Source organism: Psychrobacter sp. 28M-43 (assembly GCF_014770435.1).
Classification (GTDB): Bacteria; Pseudomonadota; Gammaproteobacteria; order Pseudomonadales; family Moraxellaceae; genus Psychrobacter.
This window is the reverse complement of sequence record NZ_CP061739.1, coordinates 2,223,987-2,237,341: the sequence shown is the minus strand read 5'-3', so window position 1 is coordinate 2,237,341 and position 13,355 is coordinate 2,223,987. Positions and strand designations below refer to the sequence as shown.

General features: G+C 44.0%; 11 protein-coding genes. 3 read left to right on the top strand and 8 right to left on the bottom strand.

Annotated elements, in window-relative coordinates; all coding sequences use genetic code 11:
• Positions 1-333 precede the first annotated feature (333 nt).
• A complete protein-coding gene (lolA, locus tag IEE84_RS09300; protein WP_191115445.1) occupies positions 334-1,017 on the top strand; it encodes an outer membrane lipoprotein periplasmic chaperone LolA in 684 nt (227 codons plus the stop codon).
• A gap of 121 nt (positions 1,018-1,138) precedes the next feature.
• Here the strand turns inward: lolA and scpB are convergent, their stop codons facing one another.
• From scpB to mrdA, 8 genes are all read right to left on the bottom strand, one after another.
• On the bottom strand, positions 1,139-1,699 hold the full coding sequence (gene scpB, locus IEE84_RS09295; RefSeq protein ID WP_191113963.1) for an SMC-Scp complex subunit ScpB: 561 nt from the start codon (positions 1,697-1,699) through the stop codon (positions 1,139-1,141).
• A gap of 124 nt (positions 1,700-1,823) precedes the next feature.
• Entirely contained in the window at positions 1,824-2,642 is an 819-nt protein-coding gene (locus tag IEE84_RS09290; protein ID WP_224738009.1) for a segregation and condensation protein A, read from the bottom strand.
• Positions 2,643-2,822: 180 nt separating this feature from the next.
• Positions 2,823-3,908 carry a tryptophan--tRNA ligase gene (locus tag IEE84_RS09285; protein ID WP_191113962.1) on the bottom strand — a complete coding sequence of 362 codons (1,086 nt, stop codon included), beginning with the start codon at positions 3,906-3,908 and terminating at the stop codon, positions 2,823-2,825.
• Positions 3,909-4,016: 108 nt separating this feature from the next.
• The gene (locus IEE84_RS09280; RefSeq protein ID WP_191113961.1) at positions 4,017-5,105 is read right to left on the bottom strand and encodes an LpxL/LpxP family acyltransferase; all 1,089 of its coding nucleotides are present in this window, start codon (positions 5,103-5,105) and stop codon (positions 4,017-4,019) included.
• A 332-nt stretch (positions 5,106-5,437) separates the two neighbouring features.
• Complete coding sequence (rpsI, locus tag IEE84_RS09275) at positions 5,438-5,824, bottom strand: 30S ribosomal protein S9 (protein ID WP_101206364.1); 387 nt, start codon at positions 5,822-5,824, stop codon at positions 5,438-5,440.
• Between the two features lie 10 nt (positions 5,825-5,834).
• Positions 5,835-6,263, bottom strand: coding sequence for a 50S ribosomal protein L13 (gene rplM / locus IEE84_RS09270; protein ID WP_057761004.1), 429 nt, complete (start codon positions 6,261-6,263; stop codon positions 5,835-5,837).
• A gap of 210 nt (positions 6,264-6,473) precedes the next feature.
• A complete protein-coding gene (rsmD, locus tag IEE84_RS09265) occupies positions 6,474-7,160 on the bottom strand; it encodes a 16S rRNA (guanine(966)-N(2))-methyltransferase RsmD (RefSeq protein ID WP_191113960.1) in 687 nt (228 codons plus the stop codon).
• 69 nt (positions 7,161-7,229) lie between these two features.
• Positions 7,230-9,215: a penicillin-binding protein 2 gene (mrdA, locus tag IEE84_RS09260; protein WP_191113959.1), complete on the bottom strand. Its 1,986-nt coding sequence runs from the start codon at positions 9,213-9,215 to the stop codon at positions 7,230-7,232.
• 493 nt (positions 9,216-9,708) lie between these two features.
• Between mrdA and IEE84_RS09255 the strand changes: the two genes are divergently transcribed.
• On the top strand, positions 9,709-11,040 hold the full coding sequence (locus IEE84_RS09255; RefSeq protein WP_191113958.1) for a DUF445 domain-containing protein: 1,332 nt from the start codon (positions 9,709-9,711) through the stop codon (positions 11,038-11,040).
• 283 nt (positions 11,041-11,323) lie between these two features.
• Complete coding sequence (locus IEE84_RS09250) at positions 11,324-13,354, top strand: heme lyase CcmF/NrfE family subunit (RefSeq protein WP_191113957.1); 2,031 nt, start codon at positions 11,324-11,326, stop codon at positions 13,352-13,354.
• The last annotated feature ends 1 nt before the right edge of the window (position 13,355 follow it).

Genomic DNA, 13,355 nt, shown 5'->3' with positions numbered 1-13,355 from the left:
CTTTTTACATTTATAGGGTACCGTAAGATAATGATGATTCTTCTAAGCGATATTTTTAAGGCCACTATTAGCGTAATTACTATGGCTAAGAGTTCTAAATGCAAACTTTTACCGTGTAACTGCATTGGTTACAAGCGTGTATGGCAGCCGTAGTAAAGATTGCAAATCATGACTAGGCGCGTAATAAAAAAACTGGCACACTGTTGCCATTGCTGATGGTTACCAGTTTTAGCTTGGTAAAATCAGTATTTATAGAAAACAAGAATTTCAATAGAACATTTTATTTTTAGCGACAACTTTAAAGCGATTATGCTTTTTTAGAGAGGATTTATGATGAACTTATCTACGAAAAAATCAACCAAACAGAAGATGATGAGTGGCGCTTTAGCAGGTGTATTAATGACATCGCTAGGTATCGCGGCGCCAATGATGGCATTGACTCAAACGGCCACAGCAGCTCCTGCTGACAACCTAACAGCTGCTAAACGTCTGAACAAATTGCTGACCAATACCAAGAGTATGACGGCTAATTTTAGTCAAACGACTAAAGGCGCGAGTAGTGGTACGTTTAAAGGCTCCATGAGCGTCCAACGTCCAAATAACTTTCGCTGGGAAACCAAGTCACCATCAGAGCAGTTGATCGTTGCTAATGGTAATTCTATGTGGGTTTATGACAAGGATTTAGAGCAAGCGACTAAGCAAAACGTCGACAGCCAAGTTGGTAATACACCAGCCTTGCTACTATCGGGTGATCCGAGCAAAATTGATCAAAACTTTAAGATCACTCAGCCATATGACAACAAAAACTACTATGTGCTCTATCCCAAGTCAGACAATGCAAGTTTTAAAAGTCTTTCAATAAGCTTTAGTGGTGGCAAACCTGTCATGATGGTATTGAATGACACTTTGGGTCAAACAACCTCTATTAAATTTAGCGGTATCAAAATGAATCCAAGTATTGGTAGCAGTCAGTTTAAATTTACACCGCCAAAGGGTGTTGATGTGATTAATCAGTAATTAACAGATATATTGCTAGGTTTTGATTATCAGTTTAAAATTAGCAACGTAATAAAAAGGACAGATCCTATGCGGTCTGTCCTTTTTTATGTGAGTAACTATAGTTTGTTCAGCAGAAAATTTAAGACATAGCTCGTATGGTTTCCATATCTGGCATAGGAGGTAGTTCATCCAGATGGCTTAATCCAAACGCATCTAAAAACTGCGCAGTAGTATGCAGCAATGCAGGACGACCTAGAGTATCTTTAAAGCCTTTCTCCACAATCCATCCTTTATCAAACAGCTGGCGCAGTATATTGCTCGATAATGTCACTCCGCGCACATGCTCGATATCACTGCGTGTCACAGGTTGCTTGTATGCAATGACACTTAGGGTTTCAAGTAAAGCTTGGCTCAGGCGCTCCTGACGCTGCGGAAAAGTACGTTGGATTAGACTGCTATAGTCATCAGATATCTGTAGACGATAACCGCTAGCTGTCTCATGTAGCCTAAGCACACCTGTATCTAAGCGTTGTTGCAACACTTCTAAGGTTTGCTTTAATTCTTTAGTAGATAATGACAAATGTTTTTTTAACGAGTGAGCGGTCAGCGGTGCTTCTGAGGCATGCAACAGCACCTCGATACGTTTACTCAACTCTTCCAAAGAATCATGCTGCGCTTCAGCTGATGGAGATGTAATCATAGTTGTTGGTTCTAGGGTCTCATCATGTTGCTTTGAGTCTTCAATATCTACCATCTAAAGTATGCTCTTATTTCAATATTGTGATTTTGATAGAGAATGGGCTAGGAGACAATCTTAGAGCCTGCTAGGCTAACCACTGTAACGTAAGTGCGGTAGGCTCACTATCCACATCAGACGGTTCGTCATTGGGAGCAGAGTTGACGATGTCACTATCTGTCTCAATGTTAACCACACCAACCAACTGCCGCTTTATAAGCTCAAGTACGGCGACGAAACTCACGACCACGCCTATTTTACCTTGTGCCTTATCCAGTAGCTCATAAAAGGAGCGCGCCCCATCTGTACTTAATTGCCTACTAATACTAGCAATGCGATCGGCAAGTGGTACTGCATCAACTTTGATCGTATGCATTTGATAGTCAGGCTGTAGCTGCATTTTAAATAAGCTATCAATCAGTAAGTTAGGTGAGTAGCTTGGCAGTTCTGCATTCATAACGTCTTGACCAGGCATACTAACCATGGCCAAAAACACATCGCGTTCTAAGCGTACTAGATTGTCTAGGCGCTGACTGACCACTTTGATTTGCGCGTACTCTTCGAGGCGTTCGATCAGTTCTGCTTTTGGATCACGCTCGTCGGTTGGGGTATCAGGGGCAGGCAATAGCAGTTCGGTTTTGATAGCGATGAGCGTTGATGCCATTAGCAGATAGTCACCCGCTAACTCAAAGTGTTCGGTATCCAACTCACCGATATAAGCTAAGTACTGCTCAGTGATGGGCAGAATGGGCATCTGAGTCAAATCGACGTTGTTCTTTTTGACCAAATACAACAGAAAATCCAACGGACCAGCAAACTGCTCTAACCAAATAGCAAATGCTTGCGGCGGTACATACAGGTCTTCTGGCAAATGCTGCACAGGCGTTTGATATATACGTAGCGACATATCATGGTTGATTGACTCATCAAGCTCGCTCTGATTTTCTATAGGCTCAGAGATTGAATCAGCCATAGCAGATAAGGCGGCTTTAGACAAAGCCGCCTGTTTGGTGTTTGGTTCAGTTTGCACGTTTAGCACTCGCTTTGATAATAAATTGCGTCATTGAAATGACTATTCCAGCAACGATTATTTAAGCTTAGCAAGCGGACGGATGCCAATAGCACGGCGAGCTTTGTCTAGTTGCTTACGACTATGGCGACGGGCTTTATCCGCACCCATCTGCAAGATTTCTTCTAGCTCTTTTGGATTGGCCATCAGCTCTTCGTAACGTGCACGGAATGGCGCGATTTCGTCATTAATCTTATCAAATAGGGCTTGCTTAGCGTCACCCCAGCCAATACCAGCGGCATAACGCGCACGCATATCAGCAATCTCTTCAGCGGTCGCAAATGCTTTATAAATCTCAAAGATAGCTGAGTCATCTGGATCTTTTGGCTCATCAGGTAGCTGTGAGTTAGTCACAATTTTCATGATGGCTTTATGCATTTGTTTTTCAGGACTGACTTGTGGATTTGGCTCACCGAAGAGGGGAATCGTATTGCTATAGCTCTTACTCATCTTGCGGCCATCAAGCCCAGTAAGCAGCGGTATATCGTTATCAACGACTGCGGACGGTAACGTGAAAAGCGACTTATAACGATGATTAAAAGTACCTGCGATATCACGCGCCATCTCGATATGCTGCACTTGGTCACGACCAACAGGCACGTGGGTCGCATTAAACATCAAGATATCAGCTGCCATTAGTACGGGATAACCAAACAGACCCATGGTGACACCTTGATCAGGATCGACATCAGCTTTTTCTGTATTGATATCAACGGCTGCTTTATAGGCATGGGCGCGGTTCATCAAACCTTTGGCACATGAACAGTTCAAAATCCAAGCAAGTTCTGGAATCTCAGGCACGTCTGACTGACGATAGAACGTGACGCGCTCTGGGTCTAGACCACAAGCAATCCACGTAGCGGCAATGGCTCTAGTCGACTCATGAATGATAGCAGGGTCATAGCAGCCGATGATGCCATGGTAGTCTGCTAAAAAGAAAAACGCTTCATGATCACTATTTTGAATAGACTCAATCGCTGGACGAATCGCGCCAACATAGTTACCTAAGTGCGGAATACCAGTCGGTTTGATACCAGTCAGAATGCGCTTGGCTTCAGTTGAAGTATCAGAAGCTTGGTTGTCAGGAGTACTGTTATTGCTCATGGAAAATCCGTTATTTTGTTTATCAAATTATTATCAGTGCATAGCTAAAATGCAAAATATTAGCCGCAAAGTATAGCAAACTTCACCAGTATTTTTGGGAATAAAGGCTTACTTATAGATATCAGTACGACCGTTTGGCCCATGTTTGAAGCGGCGATGGAACCACATCCACTGTGTAGGATCAATACGAATGAGTCCTTCTAAGACTTCATTCACCCGAGTGGCATCAGCGACTTCATCTTTACTTGGGTAGTTATCTAACTCTGGCGTAATCGTCAAATGATAATGGGGACGTTTACCACGCGGCAAATTGTCAGGTGTTTGCCGATAAGTATGCAGTGCCATGACAGCTGGCGGCTGTGCTTTGCTACCCAGTTTCGCCATGCGACGCGATGCAGTAATCGTCGCGGCTGGCACACCGAAGAATGGCGCCATGACACCTTGCTTGAGACCATAATCTTGATCAGGAGAATACCAAATGACGTGTCCTGCTTTGATAGAGGTAACTAAGCTTCGCATATCACGACTAGAGATTTGCTTACCAAATATATTGGTACGACCATTATAAATAAACCAGTCTAATAAAGGATTGTTTTGCGTACGATACATACAATCTACAGGGAAAAACTGCGCACATAAGAGACCACCCAAATCTAGCATCGTATAATGCGCACCGAGCAGGATAACTGGTCGCTGCTCATTTTGCGCATTAACAATATGCTGTAAACCCGAAATGGATACAGTTCTAGTAAATACATCTGGCCTGAACCAAGCGCATAACGTTTCAAACACACCAATGCCTTGATTGACAAATACTTGCTTGGCCATTAATTCACGTTCAGCTTCGGGCTTCTCTGGAAATGCCAACTTCAGATTGATTAGCGTATCGCGTCTACGTGAGCCAGCAGCTTTATAAATCAATATACCGAGCTTACGACCTAGCCAAAACTGCCAGCGTAACGGCAGATATATCATTGGTAGCATTATCAAAAACAATAACCAAATGCCCCAATTCTTTGGTGATAAAAACTGCCACTGAAATGGCTTGTTATCTGCTTGCGCTGTACGCTTATGATTTTGAGTAATCGTCGGTGTGCCAGCCGGTATCGCAGGCGACTTAGCCGACTGTTTCATGCTAGGCGGCACGCTGCTATTGGCAGATGGCTTGCTAGGGTCAAATTGTTCTGGCGCTTTCATAATATCCTTCTGCAGCACGGTTTGAGGCATCATGGCTAATAATAAAAAGTTACTGATATGATGGGGTAGCGTTCAATGCTTTGCAAGTTAGAATTTCTACAGACGATCTACTTTGTAGTGTCGAAACAAAGTACTCAGGTTAATTATCACCATAAAACAAAGCTGGTTTGATGAAGACAATCAGATAATCAACACGCTATCAGTAGGCATAAAAAAACCTTATAAGCTGTGACCAGCTTATAAGGTTTTGCAAAACCAGACTCTTATTTAACTTTGCTACTGAAGCTCTGAGAAAAAGACAACAGCAGCAAAAAGATAAGAGAGAGTTTTGATTAACGTTTTGAGAACTGTGGACGTTTACGTGCTTTACGTAGACCCAGTTTCTTACGTTCAACTTGACGTGAATCACGAGTAACAAAACCAGCTGCTTTTAGGGCAGGCTTCAAAGTTTCGTCAGCTTCGATTAATGCACGTGTGATGCCGTGGCGGATTGCGCCAGCTTGACCACTAATACCACCGCCTGCAACAGTTACATATAAGTCATATGCGTTAACAGAGTCTAGTAGTTCTAATGGTTGACGTACAACCATGCGTGAAGTTTCACGGCTGAAGTATTCGTCAAGTGGCTTACCGTTAACAACGATACTACCAGTACCTTTTGATAAAAATACACGAGCAGTAGACGTCTTGCGGCGACCAGTTCCGTAATTGCGTTCCATAAGTATATCCTTAGATGTCTAGTTCTTTAGGTTGCTGTGCAGTATGTGGATGATCAGTACCCGCATAAAGTTTCAGCTTCTTGATCATCGCATAGCCAAGAGGGCCCTTTGGAAGCATACCCTTAACTGCTTTGTGTAGAACATCTTCAGGCTTATGTGCAAGCAACTTATTGAAGTTGGTTTCTTTAATACCACCTGGGTAGCCACTGTGACGATAGTACTTTTTGTCTTGTGCTTTTTTACCCGTTACCGTGATTTTGTCAGCATTGATAACAACAATAAAGTCACCAGTATCAACGTGCGGAGTAAAAGAAGGCTTGTGCTTGCCACGTAAGCGAGTTGCGATTTGAGTGGCTAAGCGACCAAGGGTTTTGCCGTCAGCATCTACGACATACCAGTCATGGGTCACTTCAGCTGGTTTTGCACTAAGTGTTTTCATGATAAAACCTTAAAATTAGAATTCGTTGAGAGTTTAGCTGGGAACGGGGCTCTCAAAAAACAGACTGCACATTATAAGCAGTAGCGCCTACGCTTGCAAGCTGCATTGGGGTTTATTTTCGCCTTATATACATTAAACTGCAGCGTCGGCCAGTTTTTAGCGGTTCTAAACATTTGTAAAATACGTTAACGGCTTTCATTAACCCGACAATTATGACGATGATAGACGATAAAGTCCAGCGACAACTTGTCCGACTTTGGTTTGTTTCAAGCATTCAAAAGCGATTGGTTGCTGAGTGGCGCTTGATTGGGGGGCTAAATTCTCATTTAGCGACGCTTCCAATTGCTTAAGCTGTGCTGACAAATCTTTATCAGCTTCTAAATAAATTAGTGTTTCAGTATTGATTAAGGTATAGGTAATAAGCGCAGTCAAAATAGGCTGCCATAAATCCTGAGCATAAGGTGGATCGATAAATACAATGTCAAAGGGGCGCACAGTCAGCTGCTCTTGACGCAATACTTGCTCAGCAGTGCCAGTGATGATTTGATAAGCAGCAGCTTCAAGACGTAATTGCTCAGCACTCTGACGTAGCATGTTGCTTTGTGCTGGATTGATTTCGATAAATGTCGTGTGGGCAGCGCCGCGAGATAGCGCTTCAAATCCTAATACGCCACTACCAGCACAGCTATCAAGTACATGCGCATCATGAATGTCAGCGAGTAGCCAGTTAAATAAAGTCTCCCGTAAGCGATCTGGGGTCGGACGCAGGCCATCTGCATCGATGAAACTTACAATACGGCGCTTAAACTGACCACCGATAATGCGCACATCACCCGCTGCCGCACTTTTCGCCTTACGGTTATTCTTTGGTGCGCGTCCATTTGAGGCTTTTTTCATTATCGTGTCTCGCTTACCAACTCTTTGCTAGGTTTTACTTTTTATACTATTAATGACTCAAACGTATAGTTACTCAGACGTCGCTGCTGCCGCTTCAGCTTCCGCGGCTTCTTTTTCTTCTAACGCTTTTGCTTCTTTATCGCGAATGGCATCACGCATCGCTTTTTCAAAAGCTTTTTGGCGTTTAATGACTTTTAGCTCATCAGCAGAAGGTGGCAGCACAGGATCTGTCTTACGTTGTAATACCCAGTAATCAAATAGAGCACGGCCAATAGGTGCTGCAACAGCACTACCACCGCCGCCATTTTCGACCAATACCGCAAGGGCAATCTGCGGGTCTTCTACTGGGGCAAAACCATTAAACCAAGCGTGATCCCAGTGGCGCTTATCAATCGCTGATTTGTCATAGCGTTTGCCCTGCGCGATAGATTTCACCTGTGCGGTACCTGTTTTACCAGCGATACGATAGCGCGGGGTATAGATACCGCGTCCTGTACCGTTTTCTACCACGCTTTCCATCGCATCATGCATACGCAACCAGTCGGACGGCTTACCGTTGTAGTCGATTTTGCCATCTGGCTTAGTGATGATTTTGACGTCCGCAGCACCGTCACTGCTCTTTAATAAATGCGGAGTAATGTGCTGACCTTTACTGGCTGTCATGGCTGTAGCGTTGGCAATCTGTAGCGGTGTGGCCAAGAAATACCCTTGTCCAATACTGACCGAGATCGTTTCGCCCGGTAGCCAGTCTTTATCGTAAGTGTCTTTTTTCCATTTTGGTGATGGCATGATGCCTGATTTTTCATTAGGTAAATCAATACCAGTATCTTCACCAAAACCAAAGCGTACCATCCAATCGTGCAGACGCTGAATGCCCATCTCATAAGCCAACTTATAATAATAAGTATCGACCGACATCGCGATGGATTTTTTTAGATCTACCGTACCATGACCGCCACGTTTCCAGTCGCGGAATCGATGCGTGTCACCAGGTAAGCTAAAATAACCAGGGTCATAGATGGTGCTATTCCAATCGCGTAGACCATAATGAATACCGCCCAAACCCTCAAATGGCTTGATAGTAGAGCCAGGTGGGTAGGTACCTTGTAGTGCACGGTTATACAGCGGCTGATCCAAATCTTCACGCAGATCATCATAATCTTTAAAAGAGATACCCGATATAAAAGGGTTAGGGTCGTAGCTTGGATTACTAACAAATGCCAAGACGTCACCGTTTTTTGGGTCTATAGCAACGATTGCACCGCGGCGTCCATCAAGTTGCTGCTGGGCGATGGTTTGCAAACCGTAATCCAAGCTCAACGTAATATCGTTACCCGCTATCGGCGGCTTGGTATCCAGCTGGCGTAAAATATTGCCATGTGCGTCTGTTTCTACCGATTGATAACCCGGTTGCCCAAGCAAAATATCTTCGTAGTAATCTTCGATACCAATCTTACCAATCAAGTCAGTACCAGCGTAACGGTCTTTATCAATACGCTTTGACTCTTTGTCATTGATACGTCCGACATAGCCGATGACATGAGCAAACAGTTCATCATAAGGATAAGAGCGCGTAAGCTTGCTCTGAATAGAGACCCCACGGAAGAATGGCTTACGTTCACTAAACTGAGCCAACTGTGCTTCTGTTAAATCAATCTTAATCGTCACAGGGTCATTTTTATTTTTACTTAGACGCGCCAAGATATCAGTGATATCTGTATCGGTTAAATCAAAAATCGGCGCGAGTAGATGCAACGTGCGCTCAGGGTTTTCGACCTCATCAGGGCTGAGCATCGCTGTAAAGACTGGCTGGTTGTCTGCCAGTATTACCCCGTTACGATCATAAATATACCCACGACTAGGCGGCGCAGATATCAGTTTGATACGGTTGTTATCGGCTTGCGTTGTGTACTGATCATGAGCGTAGACTTGCAAATACCCATAACGTGTTATCAAACCGCCCAAACCAATCAATATTATAATCCCAAAGATGATAATACGATTGGTAAAGGTACTGTTGACCTGTTCGGTATTGGGAGTTATCGGTTTATTCATAGAAGATCAGAGCCCAAACGGTCAGTGAGTCAATAAAAGAAAAATAAGAGGGCAGGTTGGTTAACCAAAGTGCGGTGAGTCTAAAAGATAATGCAAATGGTTTCAATCACATAGAAGGGTATGGGGTGAAATCGTCATGCAGTCATTTATACGCAGGTAGTCTTTGTTATTGCACTACAAATTATAACAGAACAAATGAGCAGGCGCAGTACTCAGTCATATATTTTGTCTTGATTATCTACTGACCAAGCACTGGCTTATATTCGAGTTTTTATTGGTTAACAGACGATATGAATCATGTCATCTTTAGTCACAACTTGGCGCTGGTCTATATGTGCTAATAAATAGCAAGTATGCTAAAATCAGGCGATTTATTTTATAGTAGTTATTATGGACGGAGCGTCTTTTGAAACGTTCTCATTTTGCTAAAGTTTCGCTATCAGTAGCGACAATATTAGCAACGACAATCAACCTGTCAGGGACTAGATAAGTCATGGACGTAAATTCATTATGGCAGACGATAGCTGAGCACCCAGAGTTCTTTGCCATGCTGACCATCCCACCAGTGACGGCATTCGTCACTTGGGTACATGTGTGGATGGCGCTCAAGATGCTGTTCTATCCGGTCAAGTTTTGGGGTATTCGTATTCCTAACTTCCCATTTTTTGGGTTGCCAGGTATTGGTTGGCAAGGTATCGTTCCGCGCAAAGCGGGCAAGATATCAGGGGTTATCGTTGACCAGACGCTCTCAAAACTCGGGTCGCTTGATGAGTTTTTTAAAGCGATGGAGCCTGAGCAAATGGCGATATTTGTCACTGATACGGTGGACAAAAACCTTGAGCCATTGATTGATGAGATTATGCTAGATCACTCGCCAGCATTGTGGGGCAATCTACCTTACGCACTAAAGCGCCGTGTCTATGCGCAAGCCCACAAAGAGCTACCCAGTATTATGCAGTCGCTTGTGACAGATTTGACTTATCATGTCGAAGACTTGGTCGATATGCGCAAAATGATTGTCAACACCATGGAAAACGATCGTCGCTTGATGGTCAATATGTTTCTAAAGGTTGGGCAAAAAGAGATCGATTTTATCTGGCACATCAGTGCTTTGATTGGTCTGGTATTTGGTATTATCCAGATGTTTATATTTTTGGTGGTGCCGCAGCATTGGACCGTACCGTTCTTTGCCGCGATTTGGGGTTTTCTCACCAATTGGATTGCCATTTGGATGGTGTTTAATCCAGTAGAGCCGCATTTTATACCTTATTTGAAGCTGTTTTCGGTGCAGAGTCGCTTTCCATTTATCAAACCCGTCATACCACATATCGCAAAATATCGTTTGCAAGGCGGCTTTATGAAGCGCCAAGAGGAAGTTTCTGAGGTTTTTGCTGAAATTGTGGTAAAAGATTTGGTCACTCTAGAAAACATCATGAATGAGATGATGTATGGTGATCGCTCAGCGCAAACGCGTGATCTGATGAAATCGCATCTATATACGGTGCTAGAGTCACCAGTGATTAGCACGACATTACGTGTGGGATTGGGTCGCCGGGATTATGGCCAACTTAAAAATACTATTATCGACAAATCTATTGTCGCAACGATGGTACCACTACGAGATCCTGAGCTAAATGAAAGCCGAGCCAGTAAGATATTTGGTCTGTTTCGCGATAGAATACGTGCGCTCACGCCAAATGAGTTTCAGAACCTGTTGCGTCCAGCTTTCCGTGAGGATGAGATGACGTTGATTGTTTTGGGCGGTTTGACTGGTTTTCTAGCAGGTTGGTTGCATTTAGTGTTAGTATTTTTCCCCTCGATGTAATAATGCATTAATAAGTATTTTTAATTAGTCATGAACGGCTGTATTGAATAAGCTTTGAATAACTAAAAAATGTAAAATTAACAACAGATAAGCATTTTGTATCAATCATTCATATTGGTACGTCACAATGATAGTAGCGGGTTTTATGTGCTTCTACAGCAATTGAAACCTCAGTTTTTAACCGTAAACTATGACCGCATAAAGGACTATTAGCGTTTGCCAGTGGCTAGCAATGCCATCGGTGAACCCTTAATTGTATCCAAGGTAAACAAGGTTAGACCGTATGTTAATCACAGAATTGGGTTATTTTGCCTTGCTGGCCGCTTTTATATTGGCGATTTTGCAGGTAGTACTACCAACCATTGGCGTCATGCGTGACCACGTCGCTTGGCAGCGTTTGGCGCCAAGTCTGGCATGGGCACAATTTGCGGCAATGATTACCTCATTTGCTGCGCTGATGGCAGGCTTTTATTACAACGATTTTAGTCTCGTCTACGTCACTCAGCATTCCAATACATTGCTGCCTTGGTATTACAAGCTATCGGCGACATGGGGCGGGCATGAAGGCTCGCTGCTATTGTGGATGACCATCATGGCCACTTGGTGTGCATTGGTTTCTTACTTTAGTCGTGGGTTGCCGTTGTCTATGCGTGCGCGAGTGCTGGTGATACTAGCAGGCGTGCAAATGATGATGCTAGCGATGCTTATCTTTACCTCATCGCCATTTGATCGCACATTACCCAATCTACCTGTTGATGGCGCGGATCTAAACCCTGTATTGCAAGATTTTGGTTTGATTATTCACCCGCCGATGCTCTATATGGGTTACGTAGGCATGGTTGTGCCATTTGCGTTTTGTATGGCAGCACTGTGGGAAGGGCGTTTGGATGCGGTATGGACACGCTGGTCGCGTCCATGGGCATTGGCCGCTTGGGGTTTCTTAACAGTCGGTATCGCGCTTGGCTCATGGTGGGCTTATTATGAGCTTGGCTGGGGCGGTTGGTGGTTCTGGGATCCGGTAGAGAATGCTTCATTGATGCCGTGGTTGGCAGGGACGGCGCTACTGCATTCACTTGCTGTCACCGAAAAACGCGGTGTATTTAAAGCATGGACAATCATGCTCGCAATCTTTGCTTTTGCGCTTAGCTTGCTTGGCACGTTCTTAGTACGTTCAGGTGTCATTACCTCGGTGCATTCATTTGCCGCTGATCCGACGCGTGGTCTAGTGATTCTAGTCATTCTCGGTATTATCGTCGGCGGTGGTCTATTGATGTTTGCTATACGTGGCTGGCGTTTGACGGTCGAGAGTCAGTATCGACTTATCTCACGTGAATCATTTTTGGTAATTAATAACGTTATTATTCTAATTTCAACCTTAGTGGTACTACTTGGTACGCTATATCCTATTATTGCTGATGCCTTTAACTTAGGTCAGGTATCTGTTGGCCCTCCATACTTCAACGCCCTGTTTGTGCCGTTGACATGGCTGCTACTGGTGGCGATGGGTATGGGCTCTAATATCCGCTGGAAACAAGACAGCCGCCCGTTATTGGGTGCTGGTATGGTTATCGCGGTGAGCAGTTTGGTATTGGCCGCCATTATTACCTATTTCACCAGTCCATCAGCGATGCTAAATATCGGTGTCACATTGGCTGTGAGCTTTTGGGTGTTGTTATGGATGGTTGTCGATTTCAAAGACAAAACAAAAAATGCACCAAGTCGCTTAAACGGTTTACGCCAGTTGCGTCTAAGTTATTGGGGTCAACAGACCGCTCATATTGGCGTCATCATTGCGGTCATCGGCATTGCATTTACCAGTACGTTAAGCATTGAGCGTGATGTGGCATTAGGGCCTAATGACAGTGTCAATGTGCAAGGCTATGACTTTACGGTAAAAGGTTTTAGTGAAGTAAAAGGCAGTAACTTTGACGCTACGCAAGCAGAAGTAACAGTCAGTAAAGACGGTCAAGAAGTGACCACGTTATATCCTGAAAAGCGTAACTATATTATCAGTATGATGCCGATGACAGAGGCTGCGATTGATGCCAATCTGATGCGCGATGTCTACGTAGCACTTGGTGAGCCGATTGCTGAAGATAGCAATGAATGGGCTTTCCGTATCTATGTCAAACCGCTTATCCGCTGGATATGGTTGGGCGCGCTTATCATGGCGTTTGGCGCATTGCTCAGTATGCTAGACAATCGTTACCGTATCAAAAAAACCAAAACACCTGCGCAAATCGCGGCCAAAAAATCAGGCTTTGCGACGGTTGCAGATTTGGATACGTCAGCTACAAAGATAGGGGAGCGTTAAT

What these genes read in the sequence shown, in the direction of transcription:
- mrdA (WP_191113959.1), bottom strand. Translation starts at nt 9,215, where the DNA reads ATGAATAAACCGATAACTCCCAATACCGAACAGGTCAACAGTACCTTT.
- IEE84_RS09250 (WP_191113957.1), top strand. Translation starts at nt 11,324, where the DNA reads ATGTTAATCACAGAATTGGGTTATTTTGCCTTGCTGGCCGCTTTTATA.
- scpB (WP_191113963.1), bottom strand. Translation starts at nt 1,699, where the DNA reads ATGATTACATCTCCATCAGCTGAAGCGCAGCATGATTCTTTGGAAGAG.
- rsmD (WP_191113960.1), bottom strand. Translation starts at nt 7,160, where the DNA reads ATGAAAAAAGCCTCAAATGGACGCGCACCAAAGAATAACCGTAAGGCG.
- IEE84_RS09255 (WP_191113958.1), top strand. Translation starts at nt 9,709, where the DNA reads ATGGACGTAAATTCATTATGGCAGACGATAGCTGAGCACCCAGAGTTC.
- rpsI (WP_101206364.1), bottom strand. Translation starts at nt 5,824, where the DNA reads ATGGAACGCAATTACGGAACTGGTCGCCGCAAGACGTCTACTGCTCGT.
- IEE84_RS09285 (WP_191113962.1), bottom strand. Translation starts at nt 3,908, where the DNA reads ATGAGCAATAACAGTACTCCTGACAACCAAGCTTCTGATACTTCAACT.
- IEE84_RS09280 (WP_191113961.1), bottom strand. Translation starts at nt 5,105, where the DNA reads ATGAAAGCGCCAGAACAATTTGACCCTAGCAAGCCATCTGCCAATAGC.
- IEE84_RS09290 (WP_224738009.1), bottom strand. Translation starts at nt 2,642, where the DNA reads ATGTCGCTACGTATATATCAAACGCCTGTGCAGCATTTGCCAGAAGAC.
- lolA (WP_191115445.1), top strand. Translation starts at nt 334, where the DNA reads ATGAACTTATCTACGAAAAAATCAACCAAACAGAAGATGATGAGTGGC.
- rplM (WP_057761004.1), bottom strand. Translation starts at nt 6,263, where the DNA reads ATGAAAACACTTAGTGCAAAACCAGCTGAAGTGACCCATGACTGGTAT.